The organism is Streptomyces phyllanthi (assembly GCF_009377205.1).
Classification (GTDB): Bacteria; Actinomycetota; Actinomycetes; order Streptomycetales; family Streptomycetaceae; genus Streptomyces; species Streptomyces phyllanthi.
In genome coordinates, this window is record NZ_VJZE01000016.1 from 1 (window position 1) to 16,911 (window position 16,911).

Sequence of the window (16,911 nt, forward strand, 5' to 3'; positions counted from 1 at the left end):
GCCTACGCCCAGCTCGGCGTCACCGACCTCGCCGCCTCCCGCTGGTTCTGGGTCGACATGCTCGGCTTCCACGTCCAGCACGAGGACGCCGGCACCCTCTGCCTGCGCGGCAGCGACGAACTCACCCACCACTCCCTGGTGTTGAGGAGCGGCGAGCAGGCTGCCCTGGACCACATCGCCTACCGGGTCCGCACCCCCGACGACGTGGACAAGGCCGAGAAGTTCTTCACCGAACTCGGCCGCCCGGTCAGGCGCGTACCGAAGGGCCAGGGCACCCCGGGCGTCGGCGACGCCGTCCGCGTCATCGATCCGCTGGGCTTCCCCGTCGAGTTCTTCTACGACATCGAACGCGCCGAACGCCTCATCCAGCGCTACGACCTGCGCCACGGCGCCGAGATCGCCCGCCTGGACCACTTCAACATCTGCACCCCCGACATCCCCGCCGCCTACGCCCACTACCAGTCCCTCGGCTTCGGCTGCTCCGAGACCATCGAGGGCGACGAGCACGAGCTGTACGCGGCCTGGATGTACCGCAAGCAGACCGTCCACGACGTCGCCTTCACGGGTGGCGTCGGCCCCCGCCTGCACCACCTGGGCGTCGCGACCCACGAGTCCCACCAAGTCCTGCGCGCGGCCGACCTGTTCGGCTCGATCCGCAAGGAACACCACATCGAACGCGGCCCCGGCCGGCACGGCGTCTCCAACGCCTTCTACCTCTACCTGCGCGACCCCGACGGCCACCGCGTGGAGATCTACACCTCCGACTACTACACCGGCGACCCCGACCACGAGACCTACCGCTGGAACGTCCACGACGACCGCCGCCGTGACTTCTGGGGCAACGCCGTCATCGAGTCCTGGTACAAGGAGGCCACCGAGGTCCTCGACCTCGACGGGAATCCGCAGCCGGTGACCGAGACCCTGCTGGACGAGTCGGCCGTGCAGGTCGGCGCGGACGGCCTCGGCTGATCGCCGGCCCGACGGGGCAGCGCCTCCCGCCTGCTGCCCCACCGGGCCGGCGCCGCAGAGGCTGCATCGTGGGCCCAGCGGCCATCGCTTACGTGGCGTCGGTCTGGGGGTCGTCGTCCCCGTCGGTCGCCAGTGCGGCCGGCAGCGGCAGCCCGTACTTGTCGCACAGGAATCGGGTCTGGCAGTACCGCTGGGCGTCGGCGGCCACCCTGCCGAGGACCGCGGAATTCATGCCGGCGCCGATGAGGACACCCACGAACGGCACGACCTTGGCGACGTTCTTGACCGGCACCCTGGAGCCGGCCGGGCCCAGCTGCTGCATCAGCTTCTCAAGGGCAGCGAGGAGGCGGTGGTCCTGGCGGAGCTTCTGTGACCAGTTCATGCGTCCCTTGACCGCGTTCGCCGCCCGTGCGGTCTCATGCAACGGCTTGGCTTTGGCCGCCTGCGCCATGAAGGACCGCTGTACCAGGCGTTGGATGAAGTCCTGCTCCTTCGGGTCTTTGGCGTCGTAGCCGTAGGAGTACGCGATGCGCGCTGCTATCGACGTGCTCAGGACCTGGACGACCAGGATGTCCGCCGTCATCGCGGCGGGGATACCGGCGACGGGGAACATGGCCAGCAAGCCCATGGCGCCGCCTTCGAATGCGCCGGTCGTCCGCCACTTGAGGGTGTTGCGGGTCAGCAGCCGGTCGCAGACCTTGAGGTCCTGCTGCCGCAGTTCGGTGAAACTGTCGATGTCGAAGCCTCGCTTGCGGGCGAGCTTCTCGACGTTCTTCGGGTCGTTGAGTTCCATGGCCCAGTCGTTGACCAGCTCGAGCAACGCTGCCGCGCCTGCGAGCGCCGGTTGCATGGCCTTGTCGGCGACGGCGTCGCCTGCGCGACGGATCGGTTCCTTGACCGCTTCTGGCACAGCGTCCGTAACCCGTCTCGCGGCGTTTCCCGCGACCTCACCGGTGCGACCGAGGGTGGTGCTCGCCCAGTTCGGCAGGCCACGGCGGTTGTTGCGGCGCTGCCAGTGCTCGTTGAGCGTGTCCCATACCTGCCCCTCGTACGCGCTCATCGGGGTTGCACCGTCGACGAGTGGGCCGGCGTAAGTGCTCATCGAGGTTCTCCGTTTCGACTGTGATCGCTGGGTCCACGATGCCCTACCGGCCGACACGTGGTGAAGCCGCAGTGCGGGGGTCGGTGTCCGAAATCGACTGCACAGAACATGTGCTGCCCGACAGAGTCGGCTTCACCGCGTCACAGCCGGCCGTGTGGCTCGCTCCAACTGCTGGATGACCGAGGTGTACGCCGCCCCCGTGGCATGGTGGAGGCCGATTTCGCAGGTGCGGTTCGCACTGAGGTGGGCCTGTGCGTCGAGTTGCCTGACCTCTTCCGCCTCGGGCGCGGTGGCGCTCTCCGTCAGTTCCCGGTGCAGGAAGCCCCGGTCGCCGGCGAACCCGCAGCACGACTCGTCGATCGGCTGGACGACGGTGTCGGCGACTGCCTGCGCCACGGCCCGCAGGGCCGAGCCGTTGTCGGTCTGGTGCATCGAGCAGGTGGTGTGCACCACCGCGGTGGGGACGCGGTCGGTGACGGTGAGGTGCGGCAGCAGTTCCTGCTGGGCCCAGTCGACGGCGTCATGGATGGTCAGGCGGCTGTGGCGGTCCCGGTCGGCCGGGCTCAGGTGGGGCACCACGTCGCGCAGGGCACCGAGTGAGCAGGAGGAGGCGTCCATGACGACCGGCAGCCGTCCCTCGTCGCTCCACCGCCACAGCCGGTCCACGAGCACCGCAGCCATGGTGGCGTGCCCCTTCTCGTAGCCCTTGCTGTGCCAGATGGTGCCGCAGCAGGTGCCTGCCACGTCGTCGGGGATCCACACCGGCCTGCCGGCCCGCTCCGCGAGCGTGACGAGGGCCTGGACCACCGTCGGCCCGCTCTCGCCCGAGGGCACGCCGAAGATCCGGTTGACACAGGCGGGTACGTAGACGGCGGACGCCTTCACCCGTCGGGTGGCGGGCAGCCGTTTCGGGGCGGCCTGCGGCACTTCGGGCAGCCAGGCGGGGATCTGCTCGGCGCCCAGCACGCCGCGAGCCGCGGAGGTGACGGCGCGCAACGGCGCGTCACCGGCGACGTCCGCGGTGCGCCGGGCGACGCCGACGGCGAGGCGGGCAGCCCCTTCCAGACCTGCGAAGTGCCGTGCGGCCCAGGTGGCGGCGCGTTCGGCGAAGGGGCTGTGCCCGGCGTGCCGCAGCTTCTTCATCGCGGCGCCGGTGTCGATGTCGACGGGGCAGCTCACGGCGCAGCTCGAATCCCCGGCGCAGGTGTCCACGGCGTCGTAGGCGTAGTCCTGGGTGAGGGAGAGCACGAGTGGGGAGTCAGCCCGGTGGCGGGCCATCTCCCGCTGGAGCACGATGCGTTGGCGGGGCGTGGTGGTCAGGTCATGGCTGGGGCAGGCCGGTTCGCAGAAGCCGCACTCGATGCACGGGTCCAGGGCCGCGTCGACCGGGGGCAGCGTCTTGAGGTTGCGGACGTTGGCGTCCGGGTCGTCGTCCAGGATCACGCCGGGGTTGAGGATGCCATGCGGGTCGAGGGCGGTCTTGAGCCGCCACATGAGCCCGACGGCGACGCCTCCCCACTCCTGGGTCACGAACGGCGCCATGTTGCGTCCGGTGCCGTGCTCGCCCTTCAGCGAGCCTTGGTAGGCGTTCAGCACCAGGTCGGCGAGATCCTGCATACAGGTGCGGTAGCGGCTCACGTCCTCGGGCGAGGAGGGGTCGAGCATGAGCGGGAAGTGCAGGTTTCCGGCAGAGGCGTGCCCGGCGATGGGTGAGGCGAAGCCGTGGGACTCAAGGAGCAGGAACAGATCGCGGGCGGCGTCGGCGACCCGGTCCGGGGGAACGCAGACATCCTCCACCAGCAGTACGGTGCCCGGGGGACGGCTGCCGCCGACGGCGGCCAGGAGGCCCTTGCGGACCCGCCAGTACGCGCCGGCGGTGGCCGAGTCGCGGGTGAACTCCCCCACCACGGGGACGGGTGAGGCGGCCAGCACTTCCTCGGCGCGCTCCTCCTGGGCTCTCAGGTCATCGAGATCGGCGGCCCGGAACTCCGCCAGCAGTGCGGCGTCCTCCGCGTCCTCGGCGAGTTCGCCGAGCCAGCCGGGCGCTCCCGAGACGCCGGCGGTGGAGCGCAGGGACGGAGCGTCCAGGAGCTCGACGGCATGGGCGCCGACCGCGACCAGGGCGGGGACGAGGGCAGCCGCCTCCTGCAGACCCGGCAGGCGCAGCAGCGCGGTGGAGTGGTGGCGCCCGAAGGGCACGGTGTCGAACACGATCTCGTCGAGGAAGCCGAGGGTGCCCTGGGAGCCGACCATGAGCCCGCGCAGGATCGCGGCGGGAGTGTCGGCGTCCAGGAAGGCGTCGAGGCGGTAGCCGTTGGTGTTCTTGATGGCGAACTTGGTCCTGATGCGGTCACACAGCTCCGGGTCGGCCTCGAGCTCCTTCTTGATGGCCATGAGCTCGCGGACCAGGGCCGGTTCGGCGCTCGCGAGGTGTTCGTCGGCGGCTGGGTCGGCGGTGTCCACGACGGTGCCCGAAGCGAGGACGACGCGCAGGGACCGCACCGTGTGGTAGGCGTTGCGCACCACCCCGCACGACATCCCGCTGGCGTTGTTGGCGACCACACCGCCGATGGTGGCCGAGGCACTGCTGGCGGGGTCCGGGCCGAGCATCCGGCCGTGCCGGGCGAGTTGCGCGTTGGCACGTGCGATCACGGTCCCCGGGCGGGCGCGCAGCACCCGGCCGTCCTCCTCGACCACGGCACCGGTGAAGTGCCGGCGCACGTCTACCAGGATGCCCGACCCCTGGGACTGTCCGTTGAGGCTGGTCCCCGCGGCCCGGAACGTCACCGGCAGGTCGTGGCGGCCGGCGAAGCCCAGTACGGCTGCGACATCCGCCGCGTCGCGCGCCGTCACGACCACGCGGGGCACGTAGCGATAGGGGCTCGCGTCGGAGGCGTAGCGGGCGAGGTCGGTGGGACGGGACAGCACCTGCTCCGCGCCCACCAGGGCGGCCAGCCCGTCACGCAGCCACTGCGGGGTGGCGAGGGGGGCGTCGTCCGCTCCCGTGGCCTCTCGACCGGTGGGCAGCGCGGCGCGTAGGCGGGCCAGTCTCTGCATGTCGTTTCTCCTGAGATATGCGGGGCGACCGCCCGGCCGGCGGTCGGCGCTCGCGGGCTTGCGCACCGGCTGAGCGCCGAGTCGGCCTCACGAGCCCGGCCTGCGTGGGGGCCCGCCGGGCAGCTGCGTCGTCCATGCCGTGGCCGGGCGCGCAGGACGCCCGGCGGACACATGTGGTCACTGCCCCGCCCTGGAGCGGGTGGGGCGAGATGTGGTCATTCCACCCGGGCAGGGGCGAGGGCGGGGGCGGGCTCGTCCCCTGCCGCGGCACGGCGGGTGTCGCGCCACAGCAGCCCGACGCTCAGGGCGCTGATCGCCCCCGCGGACGCTCCGTAGGCCACGATGGTCCAGGTGGTTCCGGTCCCGGCGAACAGCGAGGCGGCGATGAACGGTGCCAGCCCGCCGCCCAGCACCGCGCCCAGCTGGTAGCCCAGGGATGCTCCGGTGTAGCGGACGGAGGTGCCGAACAACTCGGTCAGGCCCGCGCCCATCGGGCCGATCATGGCGGCCGAGCCGACGAAGGCGAGCACGGTGGCGATGATGATCATCGCTGGCTGGGCGGTGTTCAGCACGGCGAAGAACACCGCCGTCCAGATGATCGTGAAGGCCGCGCCACCGAGCAGCACGACATGACGGCCGACTCGGTCGGACAGCACGGCGAAGGCCGGGATCGCGCCGATCTGCAGCAGCGCTCCGACGATGGTGCCCGTCATGATCACGCTCTTGGCCAGACCGAGTTCCTCGATGGAGTAGGCCAGGGAGAAGGTGAAGACCAGGTAGATGAAGGTGTTGAAGCCCAGGTTCACACCCGCACCGAGCAGGACGGAGCGCGGGTTGGACCGCAGCACCTTCATCAGAGGGCTGCGCTCGCGGGTCCGGGACTTGGACATCTCGAGGAACTCGGGGGTCTCGGTGAGGCTGACGCGCAGGAACAGACCCAGCGCGAGCAGCACACCGCTGGCGAGGAACGGCAGCCGCCAGCCCCAGGACTCGAACTGCTCGGTGGGAAGAGCGGTGACCAGCGCGAAGGCACCCGTGGCGAGGACCAGCCCCGCGGGTGAGCCCATCATCGTCCAGCTGCCGTAGAGACCGCGTCGGTTCTCGGGTGCGTTCTCCGTGGCGATCAGCACGGCACCGCCCCATTCACCGCCCGCGCAGAAGCCCTGGATCAGTCGCAGGGTGACCAGCAGGGCGGGGGCCGCGAGGCCGACGGAGTCGTACGTGGGCAGCAGGCCGATGCAGAAGGTCGCCAGTCCCATCATGATGAGCGTGAAGACCAGGGTCTTCTTACGGCCGATCCGGTCGCCGTAGTGACCGATCACCACGCCCCCCAGAGGGCGGGCGACGAAGCCGACGCCGAAGGTGGCGAACGCCAGGAGGGTTCCGATGACGGGACTCACCTGGGGGAAGAACTGGCCGCTGAACACCAGGGCCGCGGCTGTCCCGTAGATGAAGAAGTCGTACATCTCGATCGTGGTGCCGACGCTGCTCGCGAGGACGATCTTGTTTCTCGTCGCTCTGTCGACGGTTGGCCGGGCAACGCTGCTCACGGCGGTCATCATGTGCTCCTCGGGGACGGGAGGCGGGATGCGATGCCATGAGTGTGTAGGCAGCCCTTGACCGCTGCTATGTTGCGTTCACTCAAGAGCGGGGGGTCCAGTGAGGCAAAAGCACAAACACCACTCTCCCTCGCAGGAGTGAGCATGGCCCGAGCAGACACAGGCATGGAGGAGAAGCCGGTCGTGGAAGCACCGGCTTCCGCGACGCTCGCCTCCTTGTTGGACGCGGTCGGCGACACCGTGCTGAGGCCGCTCGAGGCCCCTTTCGGCCTGGACGTCCCCGTCGACGAGCTGGAGATCCTCGATCCTCCCCACGCTGTCAGCACGGCCCCGAACACGATGCTGTTCGGAATCGGCATCCGCCCTGCCTCGCCGGACGCGGAGGCAGCCGTGCGCATGGCAGCCCGGGCTCGGTGCACCGCCCTGGTGGTCAAGCTCCACGAGGAGGATCCGGCGGGGTTGCGCGTTCTCGCGCGGGAGCAGGGCATCGCTCTGCTGGCGGCGGACGACGAGATGAACTGGCGCCATCTGGACAGCCTCCTGTCGGCAGTTCTCTCCACCCGTTCCGGACAGGGCTCGACGGGCGGCGACGACGGGGAATGGGACGACCTGTTCGACCTCGCCAACGCGACCGCCGCCCAGTTGCGCGGCGCGGTGGCGATCATGGACGATCGCTACCGGATCATCGCGTACTCCACGATCTCCGGTCAGCCCACCGACGAAGCGAGGCGCCAGGGGATTCTCGGCCGGGAAGTCCCCCAGGCCTTCCGGGCCCTGCACGCCGACCCCCGATTGCGGCAGAGGCCCCGACCCGTGCGGTTCACCGGGCACGGAGCCCTGCCACGCGTCGCCGTCGGCATCCTGGCCGGCCGCGCCGTGCTGGGCTCCCTCTGGGTCATCGACGCCGACGGCGGTCTGGGGGCGGAGGGGGAGCGGACTCTGCAGGACGCCGCAGACCTCGCGGCACTGCGTCTGCTGCGTCACCGCAACTCTCGTGACATGGCCCGCAGGGCTCGTGAACAAGCACTGCGCGGCGCCCTCCTGGGCCAGGACCTGCCCCACACCGGCCCGCTCGGTTCTCAGGGCCCCGGATTCGTTGTCGTCGCCTTCGAGCACGCCGAGATGGAGAGCGATGTCAGCGAACCCGAGATGGCACACATCATCGAGCTGATCACCGGCTATGCACAGGTCCAGCACTTCAGGGCGAGTACCGTGCAGCTCGACGGGGTGGTCTACACACTGCTGCCGGCCGACCCGTCCACGGCCGGCGCCGTGGGGGGAGAACTGGCAGGAAGTGTCCTGGAGCGCATCCGGGTCATGCTGGGGGTACGGCTGCGTGCCGGAATCGGCGGCCACGCGCCCGCCCTGTCCATGGTGCAACGCTCACGTCAGGAGGCCGACGCCGCACTCGGCGTGCTGGCCCACCGTGGGCAGGACCACGCCGTCGCGGACTTCCAGGAGGTGCGCGCGGAGTCGTTCTTCCTGCGGCTTCGCGCGGATCTCGACGCTTTCGACGAGGTGAAGCTCGCCGGGCTGGAGGCGATGCGAGAACACGACGGACTGAACGGCACGGAGTACACGCGCACCGTTTACGCCTACTTGCGGTGTCTGGGTGACAGCGCCCGAGCGGCGGCCGAGATGTATGTGCACCCCAACACGCTGCGCTACCGCATCAGGCGAGCGAGTGAACTCTTCGGCATCGACCTGCAGGACCCGGACGAGGCACTGCTGCTGTGGCTCCGGCTTCGGCTCCAGCACTGACAGCGAGCGGCTGTCCTCCGCGGCCGACGGGGTCGCGGTGGAGCGGCTGTCGCCACTGGCGAGGACGCAGTACAGACCACCGCCGGGTTCGGCGGTGGTCTGTGGCGCTTCGGGGATCGCGACCGCTAGAAGTGACCGCTAGAAGTTGCCGCGCTTGGCCTGCTCGCGCTCGATCGCCTCGAACAGTGCCTGGAAGTTCCCCTTGCCGAAGCCCAGGGAGCCATGGCGTTCGATGAACTCGAAGAACAGCGTGGGCCGGTCACCGATCGGCTTGGTGAAGATCTGCAGCAGGTAACCGTCCTCGTCGCGGTCGACGAGGATGCCGCGCGAGGCCAGTTCCTCGATGGGTACGCGGACATGGCCGATGCGGGCGCGCAGTTCCGGGTCGGTGTAGTAGCTCTCCGGCGTGGCGAGGAACTCGACGCCCTTGGCCCGCAGCACGTCGACGGTCCTGATGATGTCGTTGGTGGCGAGGGCGAGGTGCTGGGCGCCGGGGCCACGGTAGAAGTCGAGGTACTCGTCGATCTGCGAACGCTTCTTCGCGATCGCCGGCTCGTTGAGCGGGAACTTCACCCGGTGGTTCCCGCTGGCGACGACCTTGCTCATCAGCGCCGAGTACTCGGTGGCGATGTCGTCGCCGATGAACTCGGCCATGTTGGTGAAGCCCATGACGCGGTTGTAGAAGTCGACCCACTCGTCCATGTGCCCTAGTTCCACGTTGCCCACGACGTGGTCGAGCGCCTGGAAGAGGCGCTTGGGCTCGTTCCCGGGCTTCACGTATCCCGAGCTCCGGGCCACATATCCCGGCAGGTAGGGGCCGGTGTAGCGGGAGCGGTCCACCAGGGTGTGGCGGGTCTCTCCGTAGGTGGCGATGGCCGCTGTCCGGACGGTGCCGTGTTCGTCGGTGGCGTCGTGCGGTTCCTCCAGCACGGTCGCGCCCTGCTCGCGGGCGTGGGCGACGCACTTGTCGACATCGGGCACCTCGAGAGCGATGTCGATCACGCCGTCGCCGTGGCGCCGGTGGTGGTCGAGCAGCGGGCTGTTCGGATCGACGCCGCCCTTGATCACGAACCGGATCGCTCCGGAGCGGAGCACGAACGCGTGGTGGTCGCGGTTCCCGGTCTCCGGCCCGGAGTAGGCGACCAGCTCCATCCCGAAGACCACCTGGAAGTACAACGCCGCCTGCGTCGCATTGCCCACCGACCAGACCACCGCGTCCCACCCGGTCACCGGGAAGGGGTCGCCCTGTGCGTCGTACTCCACGAGCCCGACCAGCTGCCTGAGCTGCTTCAGGTCGAGCTCCGCCAGCCGTTCCTGACTCGTGAGGGTCTGTTCCATGGTCATGCGTCGTCCTCCTGGGCGTGCCTGTCTCCAGCGCGTGGCGGTCAGGACACACCGGGCCCCCTTACCTGCACAAGAGCTGCCTTCTAAGCTGTTCAAGCTGCCCAGTCTGCCCACCTCATGGGCGCTGTAGATGGGCAATCTGCCTAGCTGGGAGAGGGTGATCGTCATGGCTGAGGGGCAGCCGCTGGACTCGTTGGACATCGACTTGCTCCGCTCGCTGCGGGACAACCCGCGAGCCGGCGTTCTCGAGCTGTCGCGGACGCTGGGGGTGGCCCGCGGAACCGTCCAGGCACGACTGGACCGGATGGAACGCAGCGGGGTCCTCGTAGGGTTCGGTCCCGAGTTGGACGTGGTCGCGGCGGGATTTCCGGTCCAGGCGTTCGTGACCCTGGAGATCGCCCAAGGCGCGCTCGATGACGTGGCTGCCGAGCTTGCCGCCCTGCCCACCGTGCTGGAGGCGTACGCGACGACGGGAGCCTCCGACGTGCTGTGCAAGCTGGCGGCCTCGTCCCACGAGGACCTGCAGGAAACCCTGCTCGCGCTGAACCGCTCCCCCACGGTGGCACGTTCGACGAGCGTGATCGTGCTGTCGGTGGTCGTGGCGCCCAGAGTCCTGCCGCTGCTGCACTCTCGTCGGCACCGTGCGCCCGGGCGGTCTCCTGCTTACCGCGACTCCCAGTGACACCCGCAGAGCAGCGAGGTGCGGTGGTGCCGGGCCGACGGCACCGCGGCGGAGGCACGCCCGTTCGGCGAGATGTGCGGTAACCAGCCGACCGCACTGCCGGCGAGGATGCTTCCAGGTGCGCATCCGCCGCCTTCGACGCGCGATCTGCGGGTGTCCGGGGGCGGGCGTGAACACCTCGGTGGTGAGGTACACCCACTCGCCGTCCGGCGACCGCTCGGGACCGTCAGGCGCGGCAAGGGCATCGCGCCGACTTCCGCCGCCGGGCGCGCGTCGCGTCGTAGGGCCGCGTCGCACACGCCGTTACCAAGCCCCGAGCCGTCGTCGCACACGCCGTTACCAAGCCCCGAGTCCGCCGTCGCCCGAGGGCCCTGCCCCGGGGTCCGGGAATGCCCGGACGGTGACGCCCGGAACGGTCAGACCCTGCTGAGCGACGCCAGTCGCGAGGCCGCCGCCTTCACCTGAGCGGCAACGTGCTCGTCGTCGAACTCGTGCATGGCCACCACGCCGACCGAGGCACCCACCGTGCCCGGGACTTCGAACCCCGCCGCGACCCCGGTGGCACCCTGCTGGAGCTGTCCCGAGGTGATGCTGTGGCCCAGCTCCCGCGCCCGCACGATCTCCTCGGGCTCATCCGGCCAGGGCGGCTGCAACGCGAGGATGGCGATGCCGTTCGCCCCCTTCTCCAGTGCGTGCCGCACGCCGATGCGGTAACCCACCTGGACGGGGTCGTGATGGACGGTCGGCTCCGCTCCCGCTACGGGAACGCACTCCCGCGCACCGTGTGCCACCGTCAGAAAGGCGGAGGCACCGGTCGCGTCGGCAAGCTCCTGCAGGACCGGCTGGGCCGCCGGCACCAGCTGATGCTGGAACCGCCCCGCCAGTGTGGCGGCACCGGCACCGAGCCGCACCCGCTTGCCCTGCCGGGAGACCAGCGCATGCTCCTCCAGGGTCTGCACGATCCGGTACGCGATGGCCCGGTCGATCTCAAGCTGCGCTGCCAGGTCTGCCACCGTCAGGCCATCGGCCGCCAGGGAGATCGCATGCAGAGCCCGAAGCCCACGATCCAGACCTTGCAGGGTGGCCATCGACACCTCCTGATCCCGCAGCTGCTCACGGCACCCACAGAAACCGACAGATTCTCTTTGGGCGCCACGTTAGGGCACGTCACGCCACACCCCTCCCCCGCCTCCCTCGACGCCTCGTGAAGCGTGCACGGCTGTCGAGCGCGGGGGCGACCTTGACTGGGCTGTCATCAGGACCTAATTTCACATTGTTGCTGCCACCGCACAAAAATGTGCGCTGAGCGCACATAGCAACGCTGCGGGGCACCGCGACCCCAAGTCATGAGGAGAAGGACTTGCCGTACTACCACCGGGCGGGCGCGGTTCCGCCGAAACGTCACACCCAGCACCGGGACCCGGACGGGAACCTCTACTACGAGGAGCTGATGGGTGAGGAGGGCTTCTCCTCGGACTCCTCGCTGCTCTACCACCGGCACATACCGTCGGCGGTGCGGGAGTTCCGGGTGTGGGACCTCGGGGACCAGTCCCTGGTGCCCAACCATCCCCTGGTGCCCCGTCACCTCTCCACGCACAAGCTGTTCGAGGAAGGTGAGTCCGGCATCGACGCGGTCACCGGCCGCCGCCTGCTGCTGGGCAACGAGGACGTACGGCTGGCCTATGTCGTGGCCGACACCGTGAGCCCCCACTACCGCAACGCGATCGGCGACGAGTGCCTCTACATCGAGGACGGGCGGGCACGCGTGGAGACGGTCTTCGGCGACCTCGAGGTCGCCGGCGGAGACTATGTGATCGTCCCGCGGGCGACCACGTACCGGATCGTGCCCGCCGGGGCCGTACGGATCTACGTGATCGAGGCGAACTCGCACATCGGGCCCGCGCGGCGGTACCTGTCCCAGCACGGCCAGCTCCTGGAACACGCGCCGTACTGCGAACGCGACCTCCGCCTCCCGGACGGGCCGAGGACCGTCGAGGGCGAGAACGTCGAGGTGTACATCAAGCACCGCGGACCGGGCGGCGTCGCGGGGACCGTCCACACCCTGCCGAACCACCCCTTCGACGTCGTCGGCTGGGACGGCTGCCTGTACCCGTACGTGTTCAACATCCGTGACTTCGAGCCCATCACGGGCCGGGTCCACCAGCCGCCGCCGGCCCACCAGGTCTTCGAGGGCCACAACTTCGTGATCTGCAACTTCGTTCCGCGCAAGGTGGACTACCACCCGCTGTCCGTTCCGGTGCCGTACTACCACTCCAACGTCGACTCCGACGAGGTGATGTTCTACTGCGGCGGGGACTACGAGGCGCGCAAGGGCTCCGGGATCGGACAGGGTTCGATCTCGCTGCACCCGGGAGGCCATCCCCACGGCCCCCAGCCGGGTGCGATGGAGCGGTCGATCGGGGCGGAGTTCTTCGACGAGCTCGCGGTCATGGTCGACACCTTCCGTCCCCTCCTGCTCGGTGAAGCCGCCCACGCGACGGACGACGCGATGTACGTCTACTCCTGGGAGTCGAGCCGATGAGCGAGCCACCGACACCGGTGAGCGAGCCACTGACACCGGAGATCCCGCAGGTGCTCGCCGGCCTGTTCGACGACGCTGCGGTCTTCCCGCCCGGCAGCCTGCCGATCGAGGAGGCGGTCCCCGCCCACGTGCGGCACACCCGCGGTGCCCACGCCGGGCTGGTCGGTCCGTTCGTCCTCGCCGCCAAGGACATCGACCGGCTCGCCGAGCCGACCGCCGATCTCGCCGAGGGGTCCTTCGACCTCTCGGTGACCGTGCCGTTGCCGGATGTCTCCGACGCGCTCGCCGCGGCGCACCGGGTCCCGGCCATCCGGCTGGTCGGGCTGGAGGTCACCGTCCCGGACGGGGTCGCCGCCGAGGCGGTCGTACCCGCCCTGGCCGAGGTGCTCGGCGACGGCAGCACCGTCACCGCGTATGTCGAGGTGCCGCGCGACACCCGGCGCGACGCACTGCTCGCCGCGCTCTCCGGGACGCCTTACCTGGCCAAGTTCCGGACCGGAGGCGTACGTCCCGATCTCTACCCGGACGAGCGCGAACTCGCGGCGGCCGTCCTGGCCGCGGCGCGGGCCGGGGTGGCGTTCAAGGCGACCGCGGGGTTGCACCACGCGCTGCGCAACACCGACCCGGAGACCGGATTCGAGCAGCACGGGTTCCTCAACCTGCTCGTGGCCACCGGAGCGGCCCTCGATGGCGCCGAGGAGGCGGAGCTGGTCCGGCTGCTGGCCGACCGCGACGGCGACCGGGTCGCCGAGCGGGTGCGCGCTCTGTCGCCCCGAGTCCGTGACCTGTTCCGCTCCTTCGGCACCTGCTCCGTCGCCGAACCCGCCGCAGAGTCGGTCGGGCTGGGGCTGCTGCCCGCCGCGACCGTCGCCGACCTGACCGAGGTGCCCGCATGACCAGCACGACCCGGTTGACCGTCCCGGCCGACTCGCTGTTCGGCCTCACCAACCTGCCGTACGGCGTCTACTCGGCGCCTGGCCGGCGGCCGCGCATGGCGACCCGCTACGGCGACCACGTCATCGATCTGGCCGTGCTGCTGGACGACGACGTCTTCGCCCGGCCGAGCCTGAACGCCTTCATGGCGCAGGGCCACGCCCGCTGGGTCGAGGTCCGGGCCGAGATCTCCGAGCGGCTCCGGGGCCGGGTCCCCGAGGAGGCGGTCCACGGCCTGGGCACGGTGACGCTGCACCTGCCGTTCGAGGTCGCCGACTACGTCGACTTCTACGCCTCCGAGCACCACGCCTCCAATCTGGGCAGGCTCTTCCGGCCCGACCATCCCGACCCGCTGATGCCGAACTGGAAGCACCTTCCGGTCGGCTACCACGGCCGTGCGGCCTCCGTCGTCGTCTCGGGCACCGACATCGTCCGGCCCTCCGGGCAGCGCAAGGGCCCCAAGGACCCGGCACCGGTCTTCGGGCCCTCGACCCGGCTCGACATCGAGGCCGAGCTCGGCTTCGTCCTCGGGACCGGCAACGCCATGGGGGACTCCATCGGCGCCGAGGACGCGGAGCGGCACATCTTCGGCGTGGTGCTCTTCAACGACTGGTCCGCACGCGACATCCAGGCCTGGGAGTACGTACCGCTCGGCCCCAACCTGGGCAAGTCGTTCGCCTCGACGATCTCGCCGTGGGTGGTGCCGCTGCTCGCCCTGGACTCCGCCCGGGTCCCGGTCCCGCCCCAGGAACCGGCCGTGCTGCCGTATCTGCGGATGGAGCGGCCATGGGGCCTCGACGTGGACCTCACGGTCGCCTGGAACGGTCAGGTCGTCTCCCGGCCGCCGTACTCCGCGATGTACTGGTCCCCCGCCCAGATGCTGGCCCACCAGACCGTGGGCGGCGCTCCTTCGCGCACCGGTGACCTGTTCGCGTCCGGCACCGTCTCCGGCCCGGAGAAGGAGCAGCGCGGTGCCTTCATCGAACTGACCTGGGGCGGCAGGGAACCCGTCACCGTCAATGGCCGACGGCGCACGTTCCTGGAGGACGGGGACGAGGTCGTCCTCACCGCCACGGCCCCGGGCGCCGACGGAACCCGGATCGGCTTCGGCGAGGCCCGCGGCCGGATCACCAGCAGCAAGCGTCGGGAGGCGTGATGAGCAAGACGGTGGCCTCGGTCGCTGAGGCGGTCGCCGACATCACCCCGGGCAGCTCCCTCGCCGTCGGCGGGTTCGGGCTCTCCGGGATCCCGGACCGCCTGATCCAGGCACTGGCCGAGCAGGGAGCCGATGGCCTGGAGGTCTTCTCCAACAACTGCGGTGTGGACGGGATCGGGCTCGGCATCCTCCTCGACCTCGGCCGGATCCGCCGGGTCACGGCGTCCTACGTCGGGGAGAACAAGGAGTTCGCCCGCCAGTACCTCGCCGGTGAACTGGAGGTGGAGCTCACCCCACAGGGCACGCTGGCCGAGCGGCTGCGCGCGGGCGGCTCGGGCATCCCCGCGTTCTACACCCCCGCGGGCGTGGGCACGCCGGTCGCCCAGGGCGGTCTGCCCTGGAGATACGGCCAGGAGGGGAACATCCTGGTCGCCTCCCCGCCCAAGGAGGTCCGCGAGTTCCGCGGCCGCCGGTACGTCCTGGAGGAGGGCATCGTGGCCGACTTCGCGCTCGTCCACGCCCGGCTCGGCGACACCGACGGGAACCTCGTCTTCAACAAGGCGACGATGAACTTCAACCCGCTCGCCGCGATGGCGGGGCGGATCTGCGTCGCGCAGGTCGAGGAACTCGTGGAGCCCGGTGAGATCGACCCGGCCCAGGTGCACCTGCCCGGCATCTACGTCCAGCGGATCGTCCACACGGGCGCCCAGGCCAAGCACATCGAGAAGCGGACCGTCCGGGAGAGTGCGGCATGAGCGAGGCCACGAGCGAGCAGCGGACCGGCTGGTCCCGGTCGCAGATGGCGGCGCGCGCCGCACGCGAGCTTCGTGACGGTGAGTACGTCAACCTCGGTATCGGCCTGCCGACGCTCATCCCGAACTTCCTTCCGGAGGGGGTCCGGGTCACGCTGCACAGCGAGAACGGCATCCTCGGAACGGGCCCGTACCCGACCGACGACGAGGTCGACGCCGACGTGATCAACGCCGGCAAGGAGACCGTCACGGTCGGCCCCGGGGCGTCGTTCTTCGACTCCTCCCAGAGTTTCGGCATGATCCGCGGCGGCCACATCGACACCGCCGTACTCGGAGGCATGCAGGTCTCCGCCGCGGGCGACCTGGCCAACTGGATGGTGCCCGCGAAGATGGTCAAGGGAATGGGCGGTGCGATGGACCTGGTCCACGGCGCCAAGCGCGTGATCGTCCTCATGGAGCACGTCGCCAAGGACGGCTCCCACAAGATCGTCGCGGAGTGCACCCTGCCGCTCACGGGGCAGGGAGTGGTGCAGCGGATCATCACCGACCTCGCCGTGCTCGACATCACGGCCGAGGGGTGCCGACTCGTCGAACTGGCCCCCGGTGTCACCCTCGACGAACTGCGTGAGAAAACGGGTGCTCCTGTCACGGGCTGACCCGGAACACGACAGAACCGTCCCGCGGCCCGGCACGGCCGGCAGGCGCCACACTCGCGCCGGCGACGGCCAGTGCCGCACCCAGGGCGACGGCCTTCCCGGACGACGGCCTTCGCGGACGCGGACGCGCGGATGCCGGGCAGAGCGGGGAGGAGGCCGCCCACGACATCGTCCGGTACGGCACCGGCACGCTGGTCCTGGCCGGACCGACGGTCCGGCCGGCCGATCAGCGTCAAGCTCGCGGACCTGGACATGATCCGCGCGGTCCTCGGCTGCGAGATCGGCGAACCGCTGATCCCGGAACCGAGGACGGTCGCGCACCTGCACCCGAGGAAACGCCTCGGCAAGCCGCCGGGCAGACGCCTCAGGACGCCAACACGGCCGAGGCACTCCTCAAG

At 70.2% G+C, this 16,911-nt stretch carries 13 protein-coding genes; 8 read left to right on the top strand and 5 right to left on the bottom strand.

From position 1 onward, the window contains the following. Nucleotides 1-969 (top strand): 3,4-dihydroxyphenylacetate 2,3-dioxygenase (gene hpaD / locus FNH04_RS04635; protein ID WP_152780576.1); only part of this gene is annotated, 969 nt, incomplete at its 5' end. Between the two features lie 88 nt (nt 970-1,057). Here the strand turns inward: hpaD and FNH04_RS04640 are convergent. The 3 genes from FNH04_RS04640 to FNH04_RS04650 form a co-directional block, all read right to left on the bottom strand. Further along, on the bottom strand, nt 1,058-2,071 hold the full coding sequence (locus FNH04_RS04640) for an EcsC family protein (protein WP_152780578.1): 1,014 nt from the start codon (nt 2,069-2,071) through the stop codon (nt 1,058-1,060). A 132-nt stretch (nt 2,072-2,203) separates the two neighbouring features. Then, the gene (locus FNH04_RS04645) at nt 2,204-5,128 is read right to left on the bottom strand and encodes an FAD-binding and (Fe-S)-binding domain-containing protein (RefSeq protein ID WP_152780581.1); all 2,925 of its coding nucleotides are present in this window, start codon (nt 5,126-5,128) and stop codon (nt 2,204-2,206) included. A gap of 215 nt (nt 5,129-5,343) precedes the next feature. After that, nucleotides 5,344-6,678 carry an MFS transporter gene (locus FNH04_RS04650; protein ID WP_194236557.1) on the bottom strand — a complete coding sequence of 445 codons (1,335 nt, stop codon included), beginning with the start codon at nt 6,676-6,678 and terminating at the stop codon, nt 5,344-5,346. 153 nt (nt 6,679-6,831) lie between these two features. On the opposite strand from FNH04_RS04650, the gene FNH04_RS04655 reads away from it, so the two are divergent. Beyond that, nucleotides 6,832-8,448, top strand: a complete 1,617-nt coding sequence (locus FNH04_RS04655; RefSeq protein ID WP_152780585.1) for a PucR family transcriptional regulator — start codon at nt 6,832-6,834, stop codon at nt 8,446-8,448. A gap of 138 nt (nt 8,449-8,586) precedes the next feature. Here the strand turns inward: FNH04_RS04655 and hppD are convergent, their stop codons facing one another. Further along, nucleotides 8,587-9,792, bottom strand: coding sequence for a 4-hydroxyphenylpyruvate dioxygenase (gene hppD / locus FNH04_RS04660; RefSeq protein ID WP_152780587.1), 1,206 nt, complete (start codon nt 9,790-9,792; stop codon nt 8,587-8,589). Nucleotides 9,793-9,958: 166 nt separating this feature from the next. On the opposite strand from hppD, the gene FNH04_RS04665 reads away from it, so the two are divergent. Further along, nucleotides 9,959-10,474, top strand: a complete 516-nt coding sequence (locus tag FNH04_RS04665) for an Lrp/AsnC family transcriptional regulator (protein WP_152780589.1) — start codon at nt 9,959-9,961, stop codon at nt 10,472-10,474. Between the two features lie 416 nt (nt 10,475-10,890). Here the strand turns inward: FNH04_RS04665 and FNH04_RS04670 are convergent, their stop codons facing one another. After that, entirely contained in the window at nt 10,891-11,562 is a 672-nt protein-coding gene (locus FNH04_RS04670; RefSeq protein WP_152780591.1) for an IclR family transcriptional regulator, read from the bottom strand. Between the two features lie 272 nt (nt 11,563-11,834). Between FNH04_RS04670 and FNH04_RS04675 the strand changes: the two genes are divergently transcribed. Genes FNH04_RS04675 through FNH04_RS04695 form a run of 5 tightly spaced genes read left to right on the top strand, consistent with a single transcriptional unit; the run spans nt 11,835 to nt 16,513 of the window. Continuing rightward, nucleotides 11,835-13,016, top strand: a complete 1,182-nt coding sequence (locus tag FNH04_RS04675) for a homogentisate 1,2-dioxygenase (protein ID WP_152780593.1) — start codon at nt 11,835-11,837, stop codon at nt 13,014-13,016. Continuing rightward, nucleotides 13,013-13,912: a hypothetical protein gene (locus tag FNH04_RS04680; protein ID WP_152780595.1), complete on the top strand. Its 900-nt coding sequence runs from the start codon at nt 13,013-13,015 to the stop codon at nt 13,910-13,912. Before FNH04_RS04675 ends, FNH04_RS04680 begins: the two co-directional genes overlap by 4 nt. Beyond that, complete coding sequence (fahA, locus tag FNH04_RS04685; protein WP_152780597.1) at nt 13,909-15,105, top strand: fumarylacetoacetase; 1,197 nt, start codon at nt 13,909-13,911, stop codon at nt 15,103-15,105. Before FNH04_RS04680 ends, fahA begins: the two co-directional genes overlap by 4 nt. Then, complete coding sequence (locus FNH04_RS04690) at nt 15,105-15,860, top strand: CoA transferase subunit A (protein ID WP_152780599.1); 756 nt, start codon at nt 15,105-15,107, stop codon at nt 15,858-15,860. Before fahA ends, FNH04_RS04690 begins: the two co-directional genes overlap by 1 nt. Then, nucleotides 15,857-16,513 carry a CoA transferase subunit B gene (locus FNH04_RS04695; protein ID WP_152780601.1) on the top strand — a complete coding sequence of 219 codons (657 nt, stop codon included), beginning with the start codon at nt 15,857-15,859 and terminating at the stop codon, nt 16,511-16,513. The genes FNH04_RS04690 and FNH04_RS04695 overlap by 4 nt, the downstream gene beginning before the upstream one ends. Nucleotides 16,514-16,911: the final 398 nt, after the last annotated feature.

What these genes read in the sequence shown, in the direction of transcription:
- FNH04_RS04665 (WP_152780589.1), top strand. Translation starts at nt 9,959, where the DNA reads ATGGCTGAGGGGCAGCCGCTGGACTCGTTGGACATCGACTTGCTCCGC.
- FNH04_RS04695 (WP_152780601.1), top strand. Translation starts at nt 15,857, where the DNA reads ATGAGCGAGGCCACGAGCGAGCAGCGGACCGGCTGGTCCCGGTCGCAG.
- FNH04_RS04645 (WP_152780581.1), bottom strand. Translation starts at nt 5,128, where the DNA reads ATGCAGAGACTGGCCCGCCTACGCGCCGCGCTGCCCACCGGTCGAGAG.
- FNH04_RS04690 (WP_152780599.1), top strand. Translation starts at nt 15,105, where the DNA reads ATGAGCAAGACGGTGGCCTCGGTCGCTGAGGCGGTCGCCGACATCACC.
- FNH04_RS04640 (WP_152780578.1), bottom strand. Translation starts at nt 2,071, where the DNA reads ATGAGCACTTACGCCGGCCCACTCGTCGACGGTGCAACCCCGATGAGC.
- fahA (WP_152780597.1), top strand. Translation starts at nt 13,909, where the DNA reads ATGACCAGCACGACCCGGTTGACCGTCCCGGCCGACTCGCTGTTCGGC.
- FNH04_RS04680 (WP_152780595.1), top strand. Translation starts at nt 13,013, where the DNA reads ATGAGCGAGCCACCGACACCGGTGAGCGAGCCACTGACACCGGAGATC.
- FNH04_RS04655 (WP_152780585.1), top strand. Translation starts at nt 6,832, where the DNA reads ATGGCCCGAGCAGACACAGGCATGGAGGAGAAGCCGGTCGTGGAAGCA.
- FNH04_RS04670 (WP_152780591.1), bottom strand. Translation starts at nt 11,562, where the DNA reads ATGGCCACCCTGCAAGGTCTGGATCGTGGGCTTCGGGCTCTGCATGCG.
- hppD (WP_152780587.1), bottom strand. Translation starts at nt 9,792, where the DNA reads ATGACCATGGAACAGACCCTCACGAGTCAGGAACGGCTGGCGGAGCTC.